The sequence below is a fragment of the Novosphingobium sp. FG90 genome, assembly GCF_057808725.1.
Window position 1 is genome coordinate 94374 of sequence record NZ_JBMDIO010000013.1, and the last position, 24235, is coordinate 118608.

Annotated in this window: 19 protein-coding genes; 16 read left to right on the top strand and 3 right to left on the bottom strand. The window is 66.5% G+C overall.

Annotated features, from left to right (window positions below):
- Positions 1-7: 7 nt before the first annotated feature.
- The 14 genes from ACODRZ_RS13595 to ACODRZ_RS13660 all read left to right on the top strand — a co-directional run bounded on the left by ACODRZ_RS13595 (position 8) and on the right by ACODRZ_RS13660 (position 20660).
- Complete coding sequence (locus ACODRZ_RS13595; RefSeq protein ID WP_488971357.1) at positions 8-2155, top strand: bifunctional rhamnulose-1-phosphate aldolase/short-chain dehydrogenase; 2148 nt, start codon at positions 8-10, stop codon at positions 2153-2155.
- Positions 2156-2180: 25 nt separating this feature from the next.
- Positions 2181-3473 (top strand): sugar isomerase, encoded by a 1293-nt coding sequence (locus ACODRZ_RS13600; protein ID WP_488971358.1) that lies wholly within the window; start codon positions 2181-2183, stop codon positions 3471-3473.
- A gap of 111 nt (positions 3474-3584) precedes the next feature.
- A complete protein-coding gene (locus ACODRZ_RS13605) occupies positions 3585-4505 on the top strand; it encodes a LysR family transcriptional regulator (RefSeq protein ID WP_488971359.1) in 921 nt (306 codons plus the stop codon).
- A 94-nt stretch (positions 4506-4599) separates the two neighbouring features.
- Complete coding sequence (locus ACODRZ_RS13610; protein WP_488971360.1) at positions 4600-5856, top strand: amidohydrolase family protein; 1257 nt, start codon at positions 4600-4602, stop codon at positions 5854-5856.
- Positions 5857-5877: 21 nt separating this feature from the next.
- Entirely contained in the window at positions 5878-7401 is a 1524-nt protein-coding gene (locus ACODRZ_RS13615; protein ID WP_488971361.1) for a bifunctional 3-(3-hydroxy-phenyl)propionate/3-hydroxycinnamic acid hydroxylase, read from the top strand.
- Positions 7398-7829 (top strand): GlcG/HbpS family heme-binding protein, encoded by a 432-nt coding sequence (locus ACODRZ_RS13620; protein WP_271184468.1) that lies wholly within the window; start codon positions 7398-7400, stop codon positions 7827-7829. The genes ACODRZ_RS13615 and ACODRZ_RS13620 overlap by 4 nt, the downstream gene beginning before the upstream one ends.
- Positions 7826-8716, top strand: a complete 891-nt coding sequence (locus ACODRZ_RS13625; RefSeq protein ID WP_488971362.1) for a VOC family protein — start codon at positions 7826-7828, stop codon at positions 8714-8716. Before ACODRZ_RS13620 ends, ACODRZ_RS13625 begins: the two co-directional genes overlap by 4 nt.
- Before the next feature lie 41 nt (positions 8717-8757).
- Positions 8758-9591, top strand: a complete 834-nt coding sequence (locus ACODRZ_RS13630; protein ID WP_488971363.1) for a fumarylacetoacetate hydrolase family protein — start codon at positions 8758-8760, stop codon at positions 9589-9591.
- Positions 9592-9635: 44 nt separating this feature from the next.
- Positions 9636-11909: a TonB-dependent receptor gene (locus tag ACODRZ_RS13635; RefSeq protein WP_488971364.1), complete on the top strand. Its 2274-nt coding sequence runs from the start codon at positions 9636-9638 to the stop codon at positions 11907-11909.
- A 2-nt stretch (positions 11910-11911) separates the two neighbouring features.
- A complete protein-coding gene (locus tag ACODRZ_RS13640) occupies positions 11912-12385 on the top strand; it encodes a hypothetical protein (RefSeq protein WP_488971365.1) in 474 nt (157 codons plus the stop codon).
- The gene (locus tag ACODRZ_RS13645) at positions 12382-13239 is read left to right on the top strand and encodes an alpha/beta hydrolase (RefSeq protein WP_488971366.1); all 858 of its coding nucleotides are present in this window, start codon (positions 12382-12384) and stop codon (positions 13237-13239) included. The genes ACODRZ_RS13640 and ACODRZ_RS13645 overlap by 4 nt, the downstream gene beginning before the upstream one ends.
- Before the next feature lie 10 nt (positions 13240-13249).
- Positions 13250-14566: a family 1 glycosylhydrolase gene (locus tag ACODRZ_RS13650; RefSeq protein ID WP_488971367.1), complete on the top strand. Its 1317-nt coding sequence runs from the start codon at positions 13250-13252 to the stop codon at positions 14564-14566.
- Positions 14567-14655: 89 nt separating this feature from the next.
- The gene (locus ACODRZ_RS13655; RefSeq protein ID WP_488971368.1) at positions 14656-18069 is read left to right on the top strand and encodes a glycosyl hydrolase; all 3414 of its coding nucleotides are present in this window, start codon (positions 14656-14658) and stop codon (positions 18067-18069) included.
- Positions 18070-18191: 122 nt separating this feature from the next.
- A complete protein-coding gene (locus tag ACODRZ_RS13660) occupies positions 18192-20660 on the top strand; it encodes a TonB-dependent receptor (protein WP_488971369.1) in 2469 nt (822 codons plus the stop codon).
- 60 nt (positions 20661-20720) lie between these two features.
- Here the strand turns inward: ACODRZ_RS13660 and ACODRZ_RS13665 are convergent, their stop codons facing one another.
- From ACODRZ_RS13665 to ACODRZ_RS13675, 3 genes are all read right to left on the bottom strand, one after another.
- The gene (locus ACODRZ_RS13665; protein WP_488971370.1) at positions 20721-21719 is read right to left on the bottom strand and encodes an endonuclease/exonuclease/phosphatase family protein; all 999 of its coding nucleotides are present in this window, start codon (positions 21717-21719) and stop codon (positions 20721-20723) included.
- Between the two features lie 174 nt (positions 21720-21893).
- A complete protein-coding gene (locus ACODRZ_RS13670; RefSeq protein ID WP_488971371.1) occupies positions 21894-22424 on the bottom strand; it encodes a DUF177 domain-containing protein in 531 nt (176 codons plus the stop codon).
- Positions 22421-22948 (bottom strand): ubiquinol-cytochrome C chaperone family protein, encoded by a 528-nt coding sequence (locus ACODRZ_RS13675; protein ID WP_488971372.1) that lies wholly within the window; start codon positions 22946-22948, stop codon positions 22421-22423. The genes ACODRZ_RS13670 and ACODRZ_RS13675 overlap by 4 nt, the downstream gene beginning before the upstream one ends.
- Positions 22949-23119: 171 nt before the next feature.
- On the opposite strand from ACODRZ_RS13675, the gene ACODRZ_RS13680 reads away from it, so the two are divergent.
- Together ACODRZ_RS13680 and hslV are read left to right on the top strand one after the other, a co-directional pair.
- Entirely contained in the window at positions 23120-23608 is a 489-nt protein-coding gene (locus tag ACODRZ_RS13680) for an outer membrane protein assembly factor BamE (RefSeq protein WP_488971373.1), read from the top strand.
- Between the two features lie 44 nt (positions 23609-23652).
- Positions 23653-24231 (top strand): ATP-dependent protease subunit HslV, encoded by a 579-nt coding sequence (gene hslV, locus ACODRZ_RS13685; protein WP_488971374.1) that lies wholly within the window; start codon positions 23653-23655, stop codon positions 24229-24231.
- Positions 24232-24235 lie beyond the last annotated feature (4 nt).

Sequence of the window (24235 nt, forward strand, 5' to 3'; positions counted from 1 at the left end):
GGTGTCCATGGATACGATCACAGCCCCCGCCGACCCGGCAAAATCCGCCGCCATTCCTGCCGCTTCCACCGATGCGCTGAACTTTGCCGTGCCCATCAGTCGGTGGGACGACTCGGTCGCGGCGTCTCTCTCTCCTGCCCAACTGCTGCTCTATCGGTCCAACCTGCTGGGTTCGGACCTGACTGTCACCAACTTCGGCGGCGGCAACACCTCCGCCAAGCTGGAGGAGGTCGATCCGCTGACCGGAGAGACGGTCGAGGTCCTTTGGGTCAAGGGTTCGGGCGGCGACATCGGATCGATGAAGCTCGATGGCTTCGCGACGCTCTATCAGGACAAGCTGCTCGGCCTCGAACAGCACTACGGCGGCCCTGACGACGACGACAAGATGGTCGGCTACCTGCCTCACTGCACTTTCAATTTGAACGGCCGCGCGGCGTCGATCGACACGCCGCTCCATTCGCTGCTGCCCTTCGCGCACGTCGATCACGTTCACCCGGATGCGATCATCGCACTGGCTGCCAGCTCGGGCGGTGAGGAAGCGACCCAGGCGATCTGGGGCGGCCGGATCGGCTGGCTGGCGTGGAAGCGCCCCGGCTATACGCTGGGCGTGCAACTGCGCGATTTCGTAGCGGCGAACCCCGGTGTGGAGGGCGTCATGCTCGCAGGGCACGGGATCATCTGCTGGGCCGAGAGCGCGAAGGCCTGCTACGAACACACCGTCGAACTGATCGCCGACGCTGCCGCCTATCTCAACGCGCGGCTGGCTGGAAAGCCCGCGTTCGGCGGAGTCGCCGTCGCCACGTCGGCCGAGCGCGCGGCAATCGCGGCCGATCTCATGCCCCGTCTGCGCGGCCTGATGACCGGAGCGCGGCGCAAGGTCGGCCACTATTCGGACGATGCCGAGGCGCTCGAATTCGTGAACTCGGCACACTTCCAGCGCCTTGCCGATCTTGGCACCTCGTGCCCCGATCACTTCCTGCGCACCAAGATCGCGCCGCTCACGCTCGATCCGGCGCGGCTTCAGGATGACGCTTATCTGGCTGAGAAGATCGCCGCCTATCGCGATCTCTACGCCGCCTATTACGAGCGTTGCAGGCGTCCGAACTCGCCCGCGATGCGCGATGCAAACCCGGTCGTGGTGCTGGTGCCGGGCGTCGGGCGCATTACCTTCGCCACCGACAAGACCACCGCGCGCCTTGCGGGTGAATTCTACGGCAACGCCATCAATGTGATGCGCGGGGCCGAGGCGATCGGCGACTACATCGCCCTCGACGAGCAGGAAGCCTTCGACATCGAATACTGGCTGCTCGAGGAAGCCAAGCTGCAGCGCATGCCCGCACCCAGGCCGCTGGTCGGCCGGGTCGCGCTGGTCACCGGCGGGGCGGGCGGCATCGGCGCGGCGAGCGCGGCGCGGCTGATGGCGGAAGGCGCCTGCGTGGTCCTCGCCGACCGCGACGGCGCCGTGGTCGAAGAGGTGCGCGCCGGCTTCGCGAAGCAGTTCGGCAAGGACGTGGTGCGCTCCGTCGTGTGCGACGTGACGGACGAGGCGCAGGTCGCCGAGGCTTTCGCCTTTGCCGCGCGCGAGTTCGGCGGGCTCGACATCCTCGTCGCCAATGCGGGCATCGCCTCTTCCGCGGCGATCGAGGAAACCACGATCGAATTGTGGAACCGCAACTACGACGTTCTGGCGCAGGGGTACTTCCTCACCAGCCGGGCCGCATGGCCGCTGCTGCGGGGCATGAAGGAACAGGGCGGCACCAGCGTCGTGTTCATCGGCTCGAAAAACGGCGTCGCCGCGGCTACCAATGCCAGCGCCTATGCCTCGGCCAAGGCGGCGGCCAATCACCTTGCGCGCTGTCTGGCGCTGGAGGGGGCGCCGCACGGCATCCGCGTCAACGTCGTCAACCCCGATGCCGTGATCAAGGGCAGCCGCATCTGGGACGGCGACTGGCGCAAGGAGCGCGCGGGCGCCCACGGTATCGACACCGGCAAGGAACTGGAGGAACATTACCGCCAGCGCTCCATGCTCAAGCGCGACGTGCTGCCCGGCGACATTGCCGAGGCGGTGTACTTCCTGGCGGGGGACCAGTCCGCCAAGTCCACTGGCAACATGATCAACGTCGATGCGGGCAACGCCCAGGCGTTCACCCGATAAGAATACGGCGAGAGGACAAGAAACAATGACGAACCTGCCGATTTCCGCCGAACTGATCGCGGATGCCAATGCCCGCGCCGCCGAGGCGCTGGAAGACGACTACGCCTCGCTCGGCCGCAAGCTGGAGCGTTCGGGCATCGCCATCGACGCGATCAAGGACAAGGTCGCGGGCTTCTCCGTGGCGGTGCCGACATGGGGCGCGGGGCGCGGCGGCACCCGTTTCGCCAAGTTCCCCATCCCCGGCGAGCCCACCAACATCCACGAGAAGCTGGAGGACTGTGCGGTCATCAACCAGCTCTCGCGCCTGACCCCGCGCGTCAGCCCGCATTTCCCGTGGGACAAGGTCAGCGACTACGGCGCCCTGCGTGAGGAAGCCGCGAGCCTTGGGCTCGGGTTCGATGCGGTGAACTCCAACACCTTCCAGGACCAGAAGGATCAGGCGCAGACGTATGCCACCGGCTCGCTCTCCTCGACCGTCGCGGCGACGCGGGCTCAGGCCGTCGAGCACAACATCGAGTGCATCGAGATCGGCCGCAAGCTGGGTTCCACCGACCTGACGGTGTGGGTGGGTGACGGCACCAACTTCCCCGGCCAGCAGGATCTGGGCCGCAGCCTCGACCGCTATCTGGACGCCGCGAGCGAGGTCTATGCCGCGCTGCCCGACGACTGGCGGATGCTGCTGGAACACAAGATGTTCGAGCCCGCGTTCTATTCCACCGTCATCAGCGACTGGGGTTCCTCGATCCTTGCCGCGCAGGAACTTGGCCCCAAGGCCAAGTGCCTCGTGGATCTTGGCCACCATGCGCCCAACGTCAACATCGAGCAGATCGTGGCGAGGCTGCACCGCTTTGGGAAACTCGGCGGCTTCCACTTCAACGACAGCAAGTACGGTGACGACGACCTCGATTCCGGGTCGATCAACCCGCACCAGCTGTTCCTCGTTTTCAACGAACTGGTCGAGGCGGAACTGAGCCCGCGGGACGGCTTCAATCCCAGCTACATGATCGATCAGTCGCACAACGTGACAGACCCGATCGAATCCATGCTCTCGTCGGCCGAGGCGATCGGATCGTGCTACGCCAAGGCACTGCTGGTCGACCGCGAGGCGCTGCATCTGGCGCAGGAGGCCAACGACACGATGATGGCCTTCCAGGCGCTGCGCCGGGCCTACAACGTCGATGTCTCGCCGATCCTCGCGAAAGCGCGGGTTGAGGCGGGCGGCGCGGCGGACGTGCTCGGCGTCTACCGCGAAAGCCGCTGGCGCGACCGCAAGGCGCAGCAACGCGCCGCCGTGGGGCTCGGCGCCGGAATCGTCTGAAGCATCGTCTGAAGCATCGTCTTATGGATCGGCACTCACCCGTCGGTGCGGATTGCGTCGGCGGGTGATCTTCGTCAGGGATGTGGCCCAGGCAGAGGAAGGCATACCGGAATGGCGGAAGCACGCGAATATCGGCGCAGTTCGGCGATCGACCCGCGCGCTCTGCTGACGTTCCGCGCGGTCTGCGATACCGGATCGATCAGCGCCGCCGCGCGGGCGCTCAACCTGTCGCAGCCCTCGGTATCGAACACGATCTCGCTGTTGGAGCGCAAGCTGGGCGTCGTGCTGTTCGAGCGCGGGCGCGGCGGCATCGTGCTGACGGCGGAAGGCGAAGTGCTCCAGCGCCGGGCCGAGGCCATGGCGACGCTGCTGGACGACGCCGTCACCGAGATCGAGCATACCCGCCACGGCATCGCCGGTCCCTTGCGCATCGGCGGCACTCCCGGCGCTCTGCTGACATTGCTGCCGGGCGCGATCATGCGGGTGGAGGAGGCGATCGGCGACTTTGCCCTCAGCGCCATCGAACGGCCGGACGAGGAACTGCTGGAGATGGTGCGCAAGGGGGCGATCGAACTGGCTTTCGTGACGACCGGCATCGAAAGCGTTCCGGCGGACATGAAGGAAGTCACGTGCGCCAGCGATCCCTTCGTCCTGATCGTCGGCCCCCGGCACGAGCTGCTGCCGGGCCGCGTATCGCTGCGCGAGGTCGAGAGTTATCCCTGGGTGCTGCCCGAGGCGCGCGGCGCGTTCCGGCGGCAGGTCGATGCGCTGTTCATCGCCGCGGGCGTGGCGGTGCCGCGAACGACGATCCGCTGCGATTCCCTCCTCACCACGCGGGCCATCGTGCGGGAGAGTGACCGGGTGACCGTGCTGCCGCGAACCGTGGCGCTCGACGGCGTCACCGACGACAGCATCCGCGCGATCATGATCGAGGAAGCCGTGCGTGAACGCAGCGTCGGCGTGCTGTGGCTGGCGGGTCGCCCGCTTTCCCGCCCGGCGCAGGCGATGATGGAGGCTCTGCAAAATCCATAGCCTGTTGCTATGGCATCGCAAAAAATCATTATTTTACTTTGTGGGTTCGAGCGGTCTAACAAGCAATCAATAACGATCATCGCAGGAGAGCAGGATGCGGGCATTGATCCGCCAGGTTTCGATTTTCGACGGCACCGGATCGCCGCTCCGGACAGGATCGGTGCTGGTCGAGGGTGAGCGTATCGCCCGCGTCGCGGTGGGCGAGGATGCGCTCGCGGACGAGGCTGCGGACCTGGTGATCGACGGGCGCGGGCTGACCCTCATGCCCGGCATGGTCGATGCGCATACGCATCTGACCTGGGCGTCCTCGCTCGAGAAGGTCTACCACCAGTTCATCCTGCCGCATGACGAGTTGAAGGTCGCCGCCTGGCGCAATGCGCGGGTGCTGCTCGACCACGGTTTCACCAGCCTCTATTCGGCCGGCGCGCTGGGGGACATGATCGAGCCGGAACTGGCACGCGCCGTCGATGACGGTGCTACCCCCGGCCCGCGCCTTGTCCCCTCGACGCTGGAGCGCAGCCCCGAGGGCGACGACGGCGTCGATACCGGCGACGTGTTCAACGGCCGTGGCCCGGATGCGATGCGCCGGTTCGTGGCCTATTGCGCGGACGAGGGCGTCAGGTCGATCAAGCTGGTGGTCTCGGGCGAAGATGCGCTCAAGCCGGGCAGCGCGATGGACGTGCTCTATACCCGCGAGGAAATGCTGGCAGCGGGCGAGGCAACCCGCGAGGCCGGGATGTGGATCGCCTGCCATACTTATTCGCCCGAGGCGATCGGCCTTGCCCTCGATGCAGGCGCGCGGATTCTCTACCACTGTTCCTTCGCTGATGAAGCGACGGTGGAGCGGATGGCGGCGGAGAAGGACAGGTTCTTCTATGCCCCCGGTCCCGGTGTCTCGGTCGCCGCGCTGGAGGCGAACCCGCCGCCGCACGTCGACATGACGCACATGAAGGCGAGCGCAAAGGTTCGCATGGAACTGGAGGCGAAGCTGATTCCGCAACTGAAGGCGCGCGGGGTGCGCGTGCTGGTCGGCGGTGACTACGGTTTTCCGTTCAACCCGCATGGCCGCAACGCGCGCGACCTGCAGCACTTCGTCGATTACTTCGGCTTCACCCCGGCGGAGGCGCTGCGCGCCGCGACCCAGCATGGCGGTGAACTGATGGGCATCGAGACCGGCGTGATCCGCGAGGGCTGGCTGGCCGATCTGCTGCTGGTGGACGGCGACCCGACGCAGGATGTTGCGATCCTGCAGGACAAGGATCGCCTGAAGATGATCATGAAGGGCGGCAAGCTGCACAAGGCTCCAGGTGATATCTTGGCCGGGGCAGGGGTCGCCGCCGCCGCGAACTGAGTTTTAACAGGGACGAAAATCATGTCATACGACGTCGTTGTCGTAGGCTGCGGCCCTGTGGGCGCGCTGGCCGCGAACCTTCTCGGCCTGAAAGGGCTGCAAGTCCTCGTTCTCGAACGGGAACTGGAACACTACCCCCTGCCGCGCGCGGTCCATCTCGACCATGAGATGATGCGCCTGTTCCAGTCGGCCGGGGTGATCGACCGTGTCGAGGGCGACATGATCGCCACTGACGGGCACCTCCATGTCGGCGCGGATCACGGCGTCATCCGCTATATGGGCACGGTGGGCAAGCCGCGCCCGTTCGGCTGGGCGAACGACTACTTCTTCTACCAGCCCGAGCTGGAAGCTCACTTGCGCGAAGGCTTCGCCGGCATGGCGAACGTCACGCTGAAGCTGGGCGCGACGTTCACCGGTCTGGAGCAGGACGCGGGCAGCGTTACCGTGTCCTACGACGAGGGCGGTGAGCGGCAGACCGCCTCGGCCCGCTGGGTGATCGCCTGCGACGGCGCGCGCAGCACCGTGCGCAAGGCGCTGGGCGTGGATCTCGACGATCTCGATTTCGAGGAGCCTTGGCTGGTCGTCGATGCCGAAGTGCAGGGGCCGGTCAGCTTCCCGCCGATCGCGGGCGTGCCCGAAGGGGCGGACCTGCAGCGGCTGTCGGTGATGATGTGCGATCCGGTGCGCCCCGCGACCGTGGTGCCCGGCCGCCGCGACCATCGCCGCTGGGAATTCATGCTGCTCCCCGGCGAGGACGACAAGGCGATGTCTGCGCCGGACAAGGTCGCCGAACTGGTCGGCGCGTGGATGGCCGACGTACCGCACGAGATCGTGCGCGCCGCAACCTATCGCTTCCACGGCCTCGTCGCGCATCGCTGGCAGGTGGGCAATGTCTTCCTCGCCGGGGACGCCGCGCATCAGACGCCGCCGTTCTTCGGGCAGGGCATGTGCCATGGCCTGCGCGACGTCGCCAATCTGGCGTGGAAGATGGACGCGGTGATCAATGCGGGCGCGTCGCCTGCGATCCTCGATACCTACCAGCCCGAGCGCGACCCGCACGTGCGCGCGGTGATCGGCGCGGCGGTGGCGGCCGGGCGCTACATCTGCGAACTCGACCCCGACCTTGCCGCCGCCCGCGATACCCGCATCCGTGAGGAAGCACGCGGCAGACAGGGTGAGACCGCGCATGACCTGATCCCCGCGATCCGCGAAGGACTGGTGCTTTCCGGCACTTCGGGTGCAGGCGCGCGCTTCGTCCAGCCGGTACTCGCCGACGGCAGCAAGCTGGACGAATGCACCGGCGACGGCTGGCGCCTTTTCGTCCGCGACGACACCGTGCCCGGCGAGGCCGGGGGCGTCACCCGCGTCGTCGCGGCGGCGCTGGCGGACAATCAGGCGATCGCGTCGTGGCTTGACCAGCACGGCGTCGATGCCGTGCTGGTGCGCCCGGACCACTACGTCTTCGGCACCGCGTCCGACAGCGGCGAGGACCTGCTGGCCGCTCGCGCGGCCCGGCTTTTCGATCATAAGGAATTTACCGCATGACCCTGACGCTCCTGCAGGCGCAGACCATCGTGACCGCCGCGCTGGCCGAAGCACGGGCGCGGGGCGCGAAGGCTTTGGCGGTGATCGTGCTCGACGCCGGAGCCCACCCGGTCGCCTTCGCGCGTGAGGACGGGGCGAGTCTCTACCGCTTCGACATCGCCCGCGCCAAGGCCGAAGGGGCCGTGGGCATGGACGCCGACACCGCCGTCCTCGCCGAGCGGGCCAAGGGCAATCCGGTGTTCTTCCATAGCGTCAGCGCGGCCGTGGGCGGGCGCATCGCCTTCTCGCCCGGCGGCGTGGTGATCCGTGATGCGAGCGGCGCCCTGATCGGCGCGGTGGGTGTCAGCGGCGATACCGGCGAGTGCGATGCCGAATGCGCGCTCGCAGGGATCAGGGCGGCCGGACTTGTCGAGGAGACCGAGGCATGAAACTGCGAAGCATCGAACTGGCGCTGCCCGATCCGGCCGCTGCTGCCGCCTTCATGACCGATGTGTGGGGCATGGCGGGCGCCGAAGTGATCGGCACGACCCATTACCTGCGCGGTTCCGGTTCCTACCCCTACCTGGTCGCCTTCGAGCAATCGGCGGACGAGTTCGTCCGCTCCACGACCTTCCTGTGCTCGGCGGAGGAGCTTGACGGCATCTCGGGCCGCGCCGCTGCCGCAGGTTGGCCGCACCGGGCCACGGTCAGCGAGGACCCCGGCGGCGGTTACGGCCTGCTCGTCGAACTGCCCGAGGGCGAACTGCTGCGCTTCCTCGTCGATGCAGGCGAAGTCGAGCCGATCGCGGGCCGCGACCTGCCGGTCAAGCTCACCCATGTCGTGTTCAACTCGGCCGATGCCGAGGCGTCGGGGCTGGCGGTGGAGGAAGTGCTGGGCTTTCGCGTTTCCGACCGGACCAAGGGCATGGTCTTCGTGCGCTGCAACGACAGCCACCACTCGACCGCTTTTGCGCGGGCAGGGATCAGTTCGCTCAACCACATCGCCTTCGAGATGGAGGACCTCGATGCGGTGATGCGCGGCATCGGGAGGCTGCGCGACCATGCGCTGGCGCCTGCCTGGGGGCCGGGGCGGCATGGGCCAGGGGCCAACGTCTACGCCTACTACATCGCGCCGTTCGGGCCGGTGATCGAGTTCTCCACCGCCGTCGAGAAAGTGCCCGAGGATTACCGCGTCGGCGCGCCGGAGGACTGGACCTGGCCGGAGAACCGCATCGACCAGTGGGGCATCTCGGACAAGGATTTCGCCGGACTGCGCCGCGCCGAGGAACGCTTCCGCTTCCGCCGCGACTGGCAGGACGAAACGCAAGCACAATGAACGCCGCTGCCGCAATCCCGGCAGGTCAGGAGAGAATGAACATGACCCAGTATATCAGTTTCCAGCGCCCCGACGGCACCAGCAGCTTCGGTCGCCTCGACGGTGAGACCGTCTTCGATCTCGGCGTTTCCGGCAGCGATGCATGGCTGAAGGACGTGCTTGCGGGCGACCTTGCGGCGCTTGCCGTCACCGGCGAATTCGCGCGCGCCGCCGTCAGGTTGCTGCCGGTGGTGCCCAACCCCGGCAAGATCCTGTGCGTCGGGCTCAACTACGCCACCCACGTCGCCGAGACCGGTCGCGAGCAGAAGGAGCATCCCGCGATCTTCACCCGCTGGGCCGACAGCCTGATCGCCGACGGCGACGCCATGGTCCGCCCGCTCGAAAGCGAACGCTTCGACTACGAGGGCGAGCTTGCGGTGATCATCGGCAAGGGCGGACGCCGCATCGCACCCGAGGATGCATGGGATCATGTCGCCGGCTACGCACCGTTCAACGACGGCTCGATCCGCGACTGGCAGCGGCACAATATCCAGTTCACCCCCGGCAAGACCTGGCCCGGCACCGGCGCCTTCGGCCCGCACATGATCCCGGCGGGTGAAGTCGATGACCTTGCCGCGCAGCGCGTACAGACCCGCGTGAACGGCGAACTGGTGCAGGACCAGCCGGTCTCCGACATGATCTGGGATATTCCCACGGTCATCGCTTATTGCTCGACTTTCACCGAACTGCAGTCCGGCGACGTCATCGCCAGCGGCACCCCGGGCGGCGTTGGCGACAAGCGCAAGCCCCCGCTCTACCTCAAGGCCGGAGACACCGTCGAAGTCTCGATCGGCGTGATCGGCACCCTTTCCAACTCCGTCATAGATGAAGCCTGAGCCGCTTCGACCAACCAGATAACAAGTTCAAGGGAGAGACAGACATGACCATTCGCAAGATTGCGCTGCTTTCGGGCATCGCTCTGAGCACCATCGGCGCTCCTGCCCTTGCGCAGGACGCAGGTGCGCCCGCCGACACTTCGACCGCCGACGCCTCGGGCAACGACATCATCGTCACCGCCCAGCGCCGCGCGGAGAAGGTGACCGAGGTGCCGATCTCGATCACCGTCGCCAGCGCGGCCCAGCTCGAGCGTCAGCAGGTGAACACCGTCAACGACCTCGCCCGCATCGCGCCGAGCCTCGAAATCCAGTCGGCGCCGGGCCAGAACACCGGTGGCGGCGGATCGATCCGCGGCATCGGCACCCTGACGTTCTCTCCCGGTGCGGTCGCCTCGGTGGGCGTCGTCGTCGATCAGGTGAGCCAGGGCAACGCCAATATCTCGGACCTGTTCGACATCTCCCGCGTCGAGGTGCTGAAGGGTCCGCAAGGCACGCTGTTCGGCCTGACGACCTCGGCGGGTGTCATCAACATCACCACCAATGCGCCCGAATTCGGCGAGTTCTCCGGCCGTGTCCGCACCGAGCTGTCGAATGCCGGGACGGCGGGCGCCAAGTACGGCAACCAGGTGGTGCAGGGCGTCATCAACGTGCCGCTGGCCTCGAACGCGGCAGTGCGCGTATCGGGCGTCGCCAACTTGCGCCAGGGCGTCAGTCGCAACGCGACGACCGGCGACTACAACGACAACGACCGTTACGGCGTGCGCGGCCGCCTGCTGTGGGAACCGACCGACCGGGTGACCGTCAACCTCATCGGCGACTATTCCAAGAGCCGCTACGAGAACGGCGGCGACTTCTTCACTTTCGTCAAGACCAGCGGCCCCGGCTCTTTCCTCGGTGGTGCGGGCTTTGACCCAGTGGGCATCACCGACCGCCTCGCCAGCTGCGGCGTAACCCCGCGCGAAGGCAACCGCGACTACTGCAGCAACAACGACCAGGTCGGCAAGTCGACCAGCTACGGCGGCTCGCTGCAGGTGGACTATGCCGCCGACCCGTTCACGCTGACCTCGATCACCGCATGGCGCAAGGCGACCGAGACCGGCTATGGCGCGGCGTCCGACGTCTTCCGCGGCTCGCCGCTGGAATTGCAGGTGGCCAATGCCCCGGTCGACCGCGACTTCAGCCTGTTCACACAGGAGTTCCGCGTCAGCTCGGCGGCGGGCTCGCCCATCGAGTATACGGCCGGCGCTTTCTATTCGAGCCAGAAGCAGACCCGCATGCCGGAGACCGTGCGGGTCACGCTGGTTCCGGTGCCGGGCGTGGTGATCCCGATCGTGACATCGACCACGTCCGCGCTGACGGTCCGGGACGAATCGCTGGCCTTCTTCGGGCAGGCGACCGGCCACGTTTCGGACAGCTTCCGCCTGATCGGCGGCGTGCGCTACACGACGGATCGCCTTTCGCTGAACACCGCGACGTCCGACACCGAAACCTTCCTCGATGTCGCCAGGTGGTCCTGGCGTGCGGGCGCGCAGTACGATCTGACGCCTACCATGATGAGCTACGCCACGGTATCACGCGGGTTCAAGGGCGGCCAGATCGCGGTTCCGGTGGTAGGTGATCCGTCGGTCGTCCAGCCCGAGATCCCGACTTCCTACGAAGCAGGCCTCAAGGCCACGCTGTTCGGCGGCTGGGTGGCCGACCTCAGCGTGTTCTACATGAAGATCCGCAACTTCCAGGCGCAGCAGTGCACGGTCGACAGCAACGGGATCATCTCGTGCGTCCAGACCAACATCAACGGCGTGAAGACGCGCGGCGCCGAGCTGAACTTCTTCGGCAAGGTGACGCCCAACCTCTCGCTCAACACCGGCTTCATCTATGCCAAGGCGACGTATCCCGGCGGCTTCGTCGGCACCGACGGTACTGACATCGGCGGCACGCAACTGGCCAATTCGCCGCGCTACAAGTTCACGCTCTCGGGCGAGTACGAACAGGACTTCGGCGATACCCTGGCCGGGTTCCTGGCGGTGGACACCGTCTGGAAGTCGCGCGTGCGGTACGAGGCGAACTCGGTGGCGGACACCACCTTCCGCGCGCACTGGATGGTCGGCGGGCGGGTCGGCCTGCGCACGCAGGACCAGCGCTATTCGGTCGCGCTGTTCGTGCGCAACCTGTTCAACGTACATGAACCCTCGCTGATGCAGAGCGACTTCCCGTACACCAGCACGACGACTGCGGGGGCGAGCGAAGGCAACATCGGGGCGATCTACGGGCCGCAGTCGTTCCGCAACGTCGGCATCAGCCTCGACGCGAAGTTCTGACGATGGCGGCGCCGTCAGGTCTGGACCTTCGGGCTCTGCTTCGCCGCGAACAGGCGATCAGCGCGATCATCAACGCGGTGCTGAGCGCGGTGTTCTTCGCCATCGTCTTCGGCCTTTCCGCAAGGCCGCTGACGATGGCGGCGCCGGATCGCTTCGCGCTCGATTTCGTGCCGCAAGGGGTGATGGTTTCACTCATGGCCTCGCTGGTGCCGACCTTGCTGGTGCGGGCGAAACTGCGCGGGATGGGGCTGGCGACGCCCGCGAGCATTGCGGGTATCGTCCTGCGCGGCGTGGCTTGCGGGGTCGCATCCGCGATCGTCCTTGCGGCGCTGGCACTGTTCGGGCCGCTCCATGAAGTGCCGAGCCATCCGGCCCTGGCTTTCAAGATCGTGTATGGCGCGCTGTTGGGGCTTGCCTGCACGCGGCTGGCGGTGTCCTTCCTGTTCGACCGCACGCTGAGGGAGCAGGCTGCTTGACCGACACGATCGCCGAACTCGGAACCCGCCTCGGCCCCGATGTGGTGGGCGCGGTGAGGGCGCTCTACGCGCCCGAGCAGGAGCCGCGTGTCGCCGCCCTTACCCCGGTCGCGAGCGACTGCCCCTATGGCCCGCATCCGCGCAACCGGATGGACCTCTATCGCGAGGGGGAAGGCGAGGCGCCGCGTCCGGTGCTGCTGTTCGTCCACGGCGGGGGCTTTCTCGTCGGCGACAAGGGCGGCGATGGGAACGGTAACGGCGGCTGGGCCAACGCCCATGTCGGTCGCTGGGCGGCTGCCAACGGGATGCTGGGCGCGGTGATGAATTACCGCCTGGCCCCCGACGAAACCTGGCCCGCCGGGGCCGAGGACGTCGCCGCCGCCGTTGCATGGCTGCGCGAGCACGCGGCCGGACACGGCGGCGACCCGGAACGGATAGTGTTGCTGGGCACCTCTGCCGGTTCGGTTCACATTGCCGGTTTCCTGAAACTGCGCAGCGACCATGCCGAGATGGTACGCGCCGCCGTCCTGCTCTCGGGCCTATACGGCTTCACCCCGCTCGATGAGCGCGACATGCTCTACTACGGCCCGCAGGATGCCTACGCCGGGCGGATGCCGCGCGAGGCCGTGGTCGAGACCGCGCTCCCCTTGCTGCTCGCCTGTGCCGAGTTCGATCCGCCGCGCTTCCAGGCCGAGTGGACCGGGCTTCTGCAGGACCGGCTGGACCGCCACGGCTGCCTGCCGCGCGCGCACTATGCCAGCGGCCACAACCATTACTCGATGGCCATGCACCTCGGCACCGCCGACCGGCGGCTTTCCGACGAAATCCTGACTTTCATCTCCGCGCATTCGTGAGGAAATCCTGATGACCCAGATAGACCGCCGCAGCATGCTCGCCGCCGCCGCCATGATCGCCGCTAGTCCCGCCGTGTCGCGCGCCGCCGCGAAGCGCCCGAGCCCGGCTTTCCCCGCCGGCTTTCTGTGGGGGACCGCCACCGCGCCGCACCAGATCGAGGGCAACAATGTCGCCGCCGACTTGTGGGCGCTGGAGAACCAGCAGCCGACGATCTTCGCCCAGCCTTCGGGCGATGCCTGCAACAGCCTGGAATTGTGGCCCAGCGACCTCGACATCGTGAAGTCGCTTGGCCTTACCTCCTATCGCTTCGGCGTCGAGTGGGCGCGGATCGAGCCGGAGAAGGGCTTGTTCTCGCAGGCGATGCTCGATCACTACAAGGCTATCGTCGCGGGCTGCCACGCGCGCGGGCTGAAGCCGCTGGTGACGTTCAACCACTTCACCGCGCCGCGCTGGTTCAGTGCGCAGGGGGGCTGGACCAATCCGGAAGCGGCGCAGCTTTTCGCGCGCTACTGTGACAAGGTGGCCCGCGCGATCGGCGCCGACATCGCCATGGCCATGACGCTGAACGAGCCAAACATGCTGCTCATCCTCAAGTACATGCTGCCCCCGCCGGTATGGGACATGCAGCGCGAGATCCTCGCCGCCGCTGCGAAGCGCTTCGGCGTGGAGAAGTACGTCTGCGCCAATGTCGCCACGCTCGAGGATATTGACGCGATCGAGACCGGACTTCTGGCCGGGCACAAGGCCGCGCGCGCGGCGATCAAGGCGGTGCGTTCGGACCTGCCGGTCGGCTTCACCCTGTCGGTGCTGGACGATCAGGCGGCGGGCCGCAACTCGATCCGCGACAAGGTGCGCGCGGAAACCTACGGGGCCTGGCTGGAACTGGCGAAAGCCGACGACTTCATCGGCGTGCAGAACTACGAACGCGCGGTGTGGAACGACAAGGGGCGGCTCCCGCATCCGGACGGCGCCGACCTCAACTGGTCGGGCACCGAGGTATGGGCGCCCTCGCTCGCAGGCGCGGTGCGCTACGTTCACGAGGCGACGCGGGTGCCGGTGCTGGTGTCCGAGCACGGCGTCGGCACCGACGACGACACTTTGCGCGCGCGCTTCATCCCCGCCGCGCTGGAGGGGCTGAAACAGGCTATGGACGATGGGGTGCCGGTGCTGGGCTACATGCACTGGTCTCTGCTCGACAACTTCGAGTGGATCTTCGGCTACAAGCCCCACTTCGGCCTGTGCAGCGTCAATCCGGCAACGTTCGTGCGCACGCCCAAGCCCAGCGCGTCGGTGCTCGGTGCGATCGCGCGGCGAAATGCATTGTAACGCACGCGGTGTTTGCAAATTGGAATGAATATATTAATCCATGCAGGAGCCCGATGCGGCTCCGCAAGGATAGAGATGGGGAGTATGGAATGCCGGGTCGCCGTTTTCGCGTGATGTTGATGCTCGCTTCGGCCCTGGCCGCGCCGCATGCTGTGGCGAAGGAGGAGGCGCCGACCTCCGCGCGGGTGGAGGCAGCCGACCCGCTGCTCGAAGCGTTCCGCGATCCGCCGAACTCGGCCCGGCCGCGCGTCTGGTGGCACTGGATGAACGGCAACATCACCAAGGACGGCATCGCCAAGGACCTTGCATGGATGAAGCGCGTCGGCATCGGCGGTGCCCAGACTTTCGACGCCAACCTGCAGACGCCGCAAGTGGTGGAGCGCCGTCTCGTCTACATGACGCCCGAATGGAAGGATGCCTTCCGCTTCGCCGCGCATGAGGCGGACCGGCAGGGGCTGGAACTCGCCATCGCCTCCTCGCCCGGCTGGTCGGAGACGGGCGGGCCGTGGGTGCAGCCGCAGGACGGGCTGAAGAAGCTGGTCTGGTCGGAGACGTCCGTAGCGCCGGGCAAGCGCTTCACCGGCAAGTTGACGCCCCCGCCGCAGACGACCGGTCCGTACCAGACCCTGACCCCGCCGCTGTCGATCGAGGAGATGATCTCCGGCCACCCCGCGCCTCCCGGCCCGCAGTTCTATGGCGAGGTCGGCGTCTTCGCGTTTCCGGAGGCGATGCCGGTTGCGCTGGCGATGCCGCGCGCTTCGGACGGCCTCGGCAATGCGCTGGATGCTGCGGCCCTCGGCGATGCGGACATCGCTGGCGGTGTCACGCTGGTTCGCAAGGAGGGCGCCGCGCCCGAACTGCGGCTGGACTACGCCCGGCCGACCGAAGTGCGTTCGGCGACGCTCTACATCCCGGATGTGGTCGTGCCCTTTGCCGGAGCGGCCTTCACGGCGGCGCTGGAGGGGAGCACGGACGGCACCGCCTGGACCCCGATCACCACGCTGACGCTGGGCGCCGTGCCCACGACCGCCAGCTTCCCGGCCGTCACCGCCGCGCATTTCAGGGTGGTGCTCAATCCGCGCAAGCCCGATGGCGGGCTGGGGTCGCCTGCGCCGGGCACGGCGATGGCGGGGCTGTTCGACGGTATCGGCGCGATGATGGCGAAGAAACCGCTCGTCGTCGGCACGTTCGCGCTGGATGCCGCAAGCAAGGTCGATCGCTTCGAGACCAAGTCCGGCTTCATCATGAGCCGCGATTACTACGCGCTCGGTGAACCGGCCGACGCGGCAAGCGGCGTGACGCCCGCCAAGGTCGTCGACCTCACCGGCAGGCTGCGGCCCGATGGGTCCCTCGACTGGCAGGCCCCGGCGCTGCCGAAGGGGCAGCACTGGCGCGTCCTGCGCATGGGTTATTCGCTGCTCGGCACCACCAACCATCCCGCCCCGCCCGAAGCGACCGGGCTTGAGGTGGACAAGTTCGACGGCGCGGCGGTGCGGCGCTATCTCGACCACTACATCGGCATGTACAAGGACGCCGCCGGTGCCGACATGGTCGGCAAGCGCGGGGTGCGGGCGCTGCTGACGGACTCCATCGAAGTCGGTGAGGCGAACTGGACGCCCCGGATGATCGAGCAGTTCCAGAACCTGCGCGGCTATGATCCGCGTCCGTGGCTGCCCGCGCTCACCGGCACGCTGGTGGGCACGCGGGCGCAGTCGGACAAGTTCCTGTACGATTATCGCCGCACCCTGGCGGACCTCCTCGCCAGCGAGCATTACGGCACGGTTGCCAAGGTCGCCCACGAGAACGGCCTGATCGTCTACGGCGAAGCGCTGGAGGACAAGCGCCCCATGCTGGGCGACGACATGACCATGCGCAAGGCGACCGACGTGCCGATGGCGGCGATGTGGACTTTCGGCAAGGACGACGGCCCGCGCCAGACGCTGATCGCCGATATGAAGGGCGCGGCGTCGGTGGCGCACCTCTATGGCCAGAACCTTGTCGCGGCGGAATCGATGACGGCCTCGATGGCGCCCTGGGCCTTCGCACCCAGGGACCTGAAGCGCTTCATCGACATGGAATTCGTCAATGGCGTCAACCGGCCGGTAGTCCACACGTCCGTTCATGTCCCGGTCGATGACAAGAAGCCGGGGCTTTCGCTGTTCATCTTCGGCCAGTACTTCAACCGCATGGAAAGCTGGGGCGAGATGGCCAAGCCCTGGGTCGATTACATCGCGCGGTCCTCGCTGTTGCTGCAGGCTGGGCGTAACGTCGCCGACGTCGCCTACTTCTACGGCGAGGAAGCGCCGCTGACCGGGCTTTACGGCGACAAGCCGGTGGCCGACGCCCCGGTTTCCCATGCCTATGACTTCCTCAGCTTCGATGCCCTCGACACCTTGCTGAAGAACGACGGTGCCGACCTTGTCGCGCCCAGCGGGGCGCGCTACAAGGCGGTCTACCTTGGTGGTTCGTCCCAGCGGATGAGCCTGGCGGCTTTGCGCAAGCTGGCGGCGCTGGTCGAAGGCGGCGCGACGGTGATCGGCAACGCGCCGGTCGCAGCGCCCGGAATGGATGGGCGGGCGCGGGGCAACAATGCCGAATGGTCCACTCTCGTTGCCCGGCTGTGGCCCGGCGAAGGCCAGGCGACGGTGGGCAGGGGAAGAGTAATCCGCGGCAATGACGTGGAAGGCGCTCTGCAGTCCATGGGCGTTGCCCGGGACTTCACGTTCACCGGGGCCGACGCAGGCGCCAGGATTCCCTTCGTCCATCGCCGCGACGCGCTTGGGGAGATCTACTACCTCAGCAATGCACAGGACAGCGCGCAGACCATTGAGGCCCATTTCCGGGTGACCGGCAAGGCCCCGCGCCTCTGGCACCCGGAGACGGGGGAGAGCGAGGCGGTGAGTTACCGCATTGAGGGCGGCGAGACGATCGTGCCGCTCTCGCTGGTGGCCGGTGATGCCGTCTTCGTGGTGTTCCACGAGGATGCTACCGCGCCCGCTCTCGACTTGCCGAAGAAGACGACAACGACCCTGGCCAGCCTCGACGACGGCTGGACCGTGCGCTTCCAGGCGGATCGCGGTGCACCTGCCTCGATCCGGCTGGCCACGCTCTCGCCGCTGGACCGCAATGCCGACCCGGCGATCCGGTACTTCTCGGGAGAGGCGACTTATTCGCGCAGTTTCGCGTTGCCCCGGGGGGCGGAGCCGGGAAGGTCGTTGCTGCTGGACCTGGGCGAAGTGGGCGATCTGGCGCAAGTCACGGTCAACGGGCAGGACATGGGTACGTTGTGGCATGCGCCTTATCGCGTCGATGTCGGCAGCGCGCTCAGGAAAGGCGCCAACACGATCGAGATCAAGGTCGCGAATCTCTGGGTCAACCGCCTGATAGGGGATCAGCAGCCCGGCACGAAGCCGATCACGTGGACTGCGATGCCAACTTACCGACCCGATGCGCCGCTACGGCCCTCGGGTCTGATCGGGCCGGTTACGTTGAAGGGCAACTGAAGGCGCGTGGCAATCCCCGGCAAATGTCACTAGAAGAAATTAACGCGAAATAATTCGACACGCCACTTGATAGTGAGAGTGACTCTCATTATCAGCCCCCTCGTCCACATGAGGGGGAAAATATGTCAATTCGTTCGTCCAAGACGGCTGCGCGCCGCACGTTCCTTGCGTTGTCCTGCATCGCGCCTGCGTTTGCGTCGGGCACGGCAATGGCGCAGTCGGCGGAAACCGAACGCAGCCTCGGTGGCGTCACCGTCTCCGATTCCGCAATAAGCGAAGCGCCCGGCCGCAAGCTGGAATCGCCCAAGCGGACCCGCCCCGTCCGCGATACGCCGCAGACGATCACGGTTCTGTCGAACGAGGTGATCGAGCAGCAGAACCTCCTGACGCTGCGCGATGTCCTGTCGACCGTCCCGGGCATCACCTTCGGCGCGGGAGAGGGCGGCACCGGCCCCGGCGACAACATTACCTTCCGCGGCTACAGCGCTGCCAACGACATCACCGTTGATGGCGTGCGCGATAGCGCGCAGATCACCCGCACCGACCCGTTCAACCTCGATCAGGTCGAAGTGACCAACGGTGCGAACTCGGTGATCTCGGGCGCAGGCTCGGTCGGCGGGAACATCAACATCGTCACCAAGCGCCCGAAGGCGGATGACGCCTACGTCGCCTCGGCGGGCATCGGCACGGACAACTACTACCGCGCCACGGTCGACCTGAACAAGCGCGTCAACGACCTCGTCGCCTTCCGCCTCAACGGCATGTGGCATCGCAACGATGTGCCGGGTCGTGACGTCGAAGACTACAGGCGCTGGGGTATCGCACCCTCGGTGACCATCGGTATCGACAGCCTGACCCGCCTGACGCTGCAGTACAGCCATCAGGAAGACGACAATATTCCGCAGTACGGCGTGCCTTACTACGCAGCTGCCGGCGGCATTGTTCCGGGCGTCCACCGCAGCGACTACTTCGGGTTCCGTAACGTCGACAAGCAGAAGATCAACGTCGATCAGCTGACCGCGATCTTCGAGCATGAATTCAGCGACACCGTCTCGATCCGCAACCTTGCCCGCTGGCAGGATTCGCGCCAGCTAACCCAGGTCAATCCGCCGCAGGGCACATATTGCCTGTCGAGCGGCGTGACCCCGCTGGGCGCCGCGTGCACGGTCAACATCGGCACGACCGCTGCGCCCAACAACGTGCTCGTCCCCGCCGGTTATTACTATGCCATCGGCCCGCGCGGCACCACTCGTGACACGCGCAACCAACTGATGTTCGACCAGCTCGACCTCAAGGCGGTGTTCAACACCGGCGCGATCGAGCACACGATCACGCTGGGCGGCGCCGTCACCTGGGAGAAGTACGACCTCTACAACGGCAACGTGCTGCGTAATGCCGACGGCACCAATGCCTTCACCCGCCTGCCGCTGATCAACATCGACAACCCCAACGAAGTGATTGCCGGCCCTGCCACTTCGGCGTTCACCTACGGCAGCAACGTCTATACCGGCGCGGTCAACTTCATCCGAACCGGCCACACGATCGGTGAGCAGACCAACGTGGCGGGCTATCTGTTCGACACGATGAAGCTGGGCAAGTTCGAACTGAGCGGCGGTGCGCGGCTCGAGCGCAACACCGGCACGAGCCGTACCGACACACTTTGCGGCCTCGTCGTCGGTTGCGCAGTCAGCGGCGTGCAGTACGGCTTCGGCGATGTCACCGCCACCACCGGCGGCAGAAACGCGAACACGCTGTTCTCGTACCGCGTCGGCCTCAACTACAAGCCGGTCGAGGAAGTCAGCCTCTACGTCGCATACGGCAATTCGCGGACGCCTTCGAAAAATTCGGTCAACGGATCGTGCACGGCTGACGGCCTCGCCGCCGATGGCTTGCCGATCCAGAACACGACTTGCAACATCAACCCGGAATCGGCCAAGAACTACGAGATCGGCGCCAAGGCCGAGCTGTTCGACGGTGGCCTGCTGCTGACCGCGTCCGCCTTCCGCAACGAGCGTGACAAGTACCCGGTCGTCTCGGGCGATCCGACGGTGCCGAACCAGCAGCTCGACGGCAAGTCGCGAGTAGACGGCATCGCGATCGGTGCATCGGGCACGATCACGCCCGCATGGACGATCACGGCCAACTACACCTATCTCAAGGCCAAGCTGATCCAGTCGGTCTCCGACTACTGCCTCGCCAATCCCGGCGCGGTGACGGGTAAGCGGACCTGCACCAATACCGCCGCGAACCCGAACCCGGGAGCCGGGCAGTACCTGCCGCAGACGCCCAAGCACTCGGCCAGCCTGTTCACCACCTACCGCCTGCCGTTCGGTCTGACGGTCGGCTACGGGTTCACGTACCAGGGCAGCTTCCTGCTGACCGCCGCGACCCCGACGGCCGATGCAATCAGCTCGAAGGACTATCTGGTCCACCAGGGCTACCTGTCCTACGAGTTCTCGCCCAACCTGTCGGCGCAGCTCAACGTCAAGAATATCGGAGACAAGCTGTACTTCACCCGCATCCGCAACAACGGCTGGGCCACTCCGGGCGACGCCCGTTCGGCGGTCCTGACCCTGACTGCGAAGATGTGATGAACCGCTGAACCGTGGCGGTGCCGTGAGCGGTACCGCCACACTTTACCTGCTGCGAAGTCACGACAAATCGTAGTGGGCCACGTAGCCGAGGTGATCGGAAAACGCATCCTTGCCGGTGCCGTCGCCAAGCGGGACCTCGAGGCTGCGCAGCCGCATCAGCCCGCGAAAATAAAGCTTGTCCTTGTTGCGCTCGCGGATGGCGGAAAGGTCGCGCTGCTGCTGCGCTGCGGCTTCAGCGTTCTTCGTGGCATAGGTCTTCGTAGCATCATGGCCACCCGCGATCATGTCGCGGGTGGCCATGATGCGTTCGGCGTCCTGTCCGATGTTGAAGTCGCCACCCAGGATGAGGTCCGTGCGCGGGTCGACCTGCCTGCGCAGGAAGGCGCGCATGGCTTCTACCTGTCGGGTGTAGGCTACGTTGGCACGCTCGACGGACACGCCGGAAGCCTTGCGGGAATTGAGGTGGGTGTCGGCGATCGCGACCGGCGCAGCGCGGCCGGGTACCGCAATCCAGGCGATCGCGACGCCCTTGCTGGCAAGGCAGTCGAAGCCGGCGCACATCGCCTCGGGGAAGACCATGCGGCTGGCCTTCACGATGGGGTGGTCCGACAGGATGACGAGCCCGCTGTCGACCTGTGGACCGACCGTCTCGCCCCGGCTCCACGAAGCCTTCTGCACGAAAGCGTCGGGCCTGCCGCCACTGCGGGGCGCATCCTTCACGCCGGGGCCGAGCAGGACGTGAGCATAGCCTGCGCGCTCCGCGATCGCCTTGGCCTCGGGAATGAAGGCTTCCTGCAACAGGATGACGTCGGGCTGCCGCCCTTCGCGCCGCAGCTTGCGAAGGCGTTCGCCGATCTCCTCCAGCGCCTCGGCCCGGCCGTAGGCGAGCGGGAAGGGCAGGCCCTTGACGTTATACGTCATGACCGAAAGCGTGCCGTCGCTCCGCGCCGACGTCAGGAACGGTCGTTCGGGCGCGGCCGCGGGCGACGGCTTCGACAGGTTGAGCACGACGACCGCAGCGGCCGTCGCAAGCGACATCTTCGTCAGGCTCTTCATGCGATGCGTTCCCCCCGAACTTTCGCAAAGTGATCCTGAGGGGGCGCCTAGACGTGCCGTGTGAAACTGACGTTGCGGTTCGGTGAAAGGCGCGTGACGTTTATCCCGATATATTACCTATCAGCGTGGGGAATGGGCCGGAGCCGGGAAATCCGCCTTTGCAAATTTCCGAACTCAGTCGCGGCCGCCCAAATTCAGGCCCTTGAGCGCTGCAAAGGGGCCGATATCCTCCGGCGCGCCGATTCCCGCTGCCTTGCGGGCAGCTTCGGCCTGAGGTCCGGTCAGGAAGGGATCGATCGCCAGCGCCAGGCTCTGCGCGACTGCTTCGCCGACATCGACGTGCGTGCCTTCGTATTCGATCTCGTCGAGTTCGTCGGCGGTCAGTTCGAATTCCTCGTCGGGTTCATAGCCGGTTGCCATCGGCACGAAGCGGAAGAACAGCGCCTCGTCGATCGACACCGGGATATCCTCGGCGGACACTGCGCAGGGCTGCACGATCTGCGCCTTCAGGGTGCCGCGGGCCTCGATCCGGAAGCCGCCGTCACGCTCGCTGGTGGACAGGTCGAGTTCGGCGACCAGTTCGTCGATCCGAACCAGCGAGAAGCGTTCGCTGAGCGTGGCGCGCTCGGCCTCGTTGGGAGAGAGGCGGACGTGCTTGCCTTCGATCTGGCGCACATCAAGCAGGCGGGAAAATTCGGGGGTCATCGTGTGATCCTAGCAGCAAGCAGGTCTTCGTTGGAAAGGGCGTCGATCTGTGCGTGCAGCGCACGGACGCGGGTGGCAAGGCGGACACTATCGGCCCCTTCCACCAGAGTGACGTTGCGCTCCAGCGCGGCGGCGAGTGCGGCGTCGTCCTGTGGCAGCGTATCGCGCAGTGCACCGATGCGGCCGCCCAGCACGCTCATCAGCTTGCCCATGCGCTTGCCGACGACGAGGTCGCCGACGCCCGACTGGCGGAGCTGGCCGTCCATGTCGTCGACGAACAACTCGGTCAGCCGCACCGAGGGGTTGATCAGGGTATCGTCGGTCGCCTTGTCCCGCTCGGCCCGCAACATGACCAGCGCCATCACCAGAGTCACCGCGTCGAAGCGGCCGGGCACGGTATCGGCGACGCCGCACTCGGCATACCAAGCCTTTTCGCGCGCGATTTCGACCACGCGGTGCCACAGCGGCCGCACGGCCTCACGCGAATCAGAGCCTTTGCCGAGCAGGCGGGAGATGAGGGACACGATAGCGACGGGCCTTTCTTCGAGGGGTTCCGTTAAGGAGCAATTCAACCGGTCTGCCCCAACGCCCATTGCGCGGGCGCGGATGGGGCCTTAAGGCCATCTGGCGATATATGGGTATGGGCGCGGCTGGCAATGCCTGCCGCTTCCATACCTGCGGTTTGGAGTGTTGAAATGCGCAAGGTGGGTCTCAAGGTGGCAGCGGCAGGCATTGCGCTGGCGGTCGCCACTCTGGTCGGCGGCTGCACGTCGATCCGCGACCATCGCGGTTACCTGATCGACCAGTCGCTGCTCGATTCGGTGCAGCCGGGCATCGACAACCGCCTCTCGGTGGAAAAGACGCTCGGCCGCCCGACCTTTGAAAGCCAGTTCGGCGCTAAGGACTGGTACTACGTCTCCCAGCAGGTGAAGACCCCGCCGTTCCGCAAGCCCCGCACCGACACCCAGACGGTGCTGCGCGTCCGTTTCGATGCGGCGAACAACGTTATCGCCGTCGACAAGCGGGGCGCGGAACAGGTCGCGCGGATCGATCCCGATGGTCACGTCACGCCGACGCTGGGCCGTCATCGCAGCCTGCTCGAGGACCTGTTCGGCAACATCGGCGCGGTCGGTGCGGGCGGCATGGGCCAGGCGCCGCAAGGCCCCGGCCCGAACGGCAGCTGATCTACCGTCTTGAACCATTCGGGGCGCGGCATATATCCGCGCTCATGAACAACGACGGGGCGAGCCACGGCCTCATTCAGTGGCACGGAACGACCATCATCGGCGTAAGAAAGGGCGGCAAGACCGTCATCGCCGGGGATGGCCAGGTTTCCATGGGCAACACGGTGATGAAGCCGAACGCCCGCAAGGTCCGGAGGATCGGTGAAGGCGGCAAGGTGATCGCCGGCTTCGCAGGCGCCACGGCCGACGCCTTCACCCTTTTCGAGCGTCTGGAGCGCAAGCTGGAGCAGTATCGCGGCCAGCTCATGCGCGCGGCGGTGGAACTCGCAAAGGACTGGCGGACCGACAAGTACTTGCGCAATCTCGAAGCGCTGATGATCGTCGCCGATGCGGACACCCTGCTGGTGCTGACCGGCAACGGCGATGTTCTGGAGCCTGAAGGTGCGGCAGGTGGCGACAGCCAGATCACCGCGATTGGTTCGGGTGGCAACTATGCGCTCGCCGCCGCCCGTGCGATCGACGCCTATGAGAGCGATGCCGAAACCATCGCGCGCAAGGCCATGCAGGTCGCCGCCGATATCTGCGTCTTCACCAATGACCGCGTGACGGTCGAGACCGTCTGAGCCG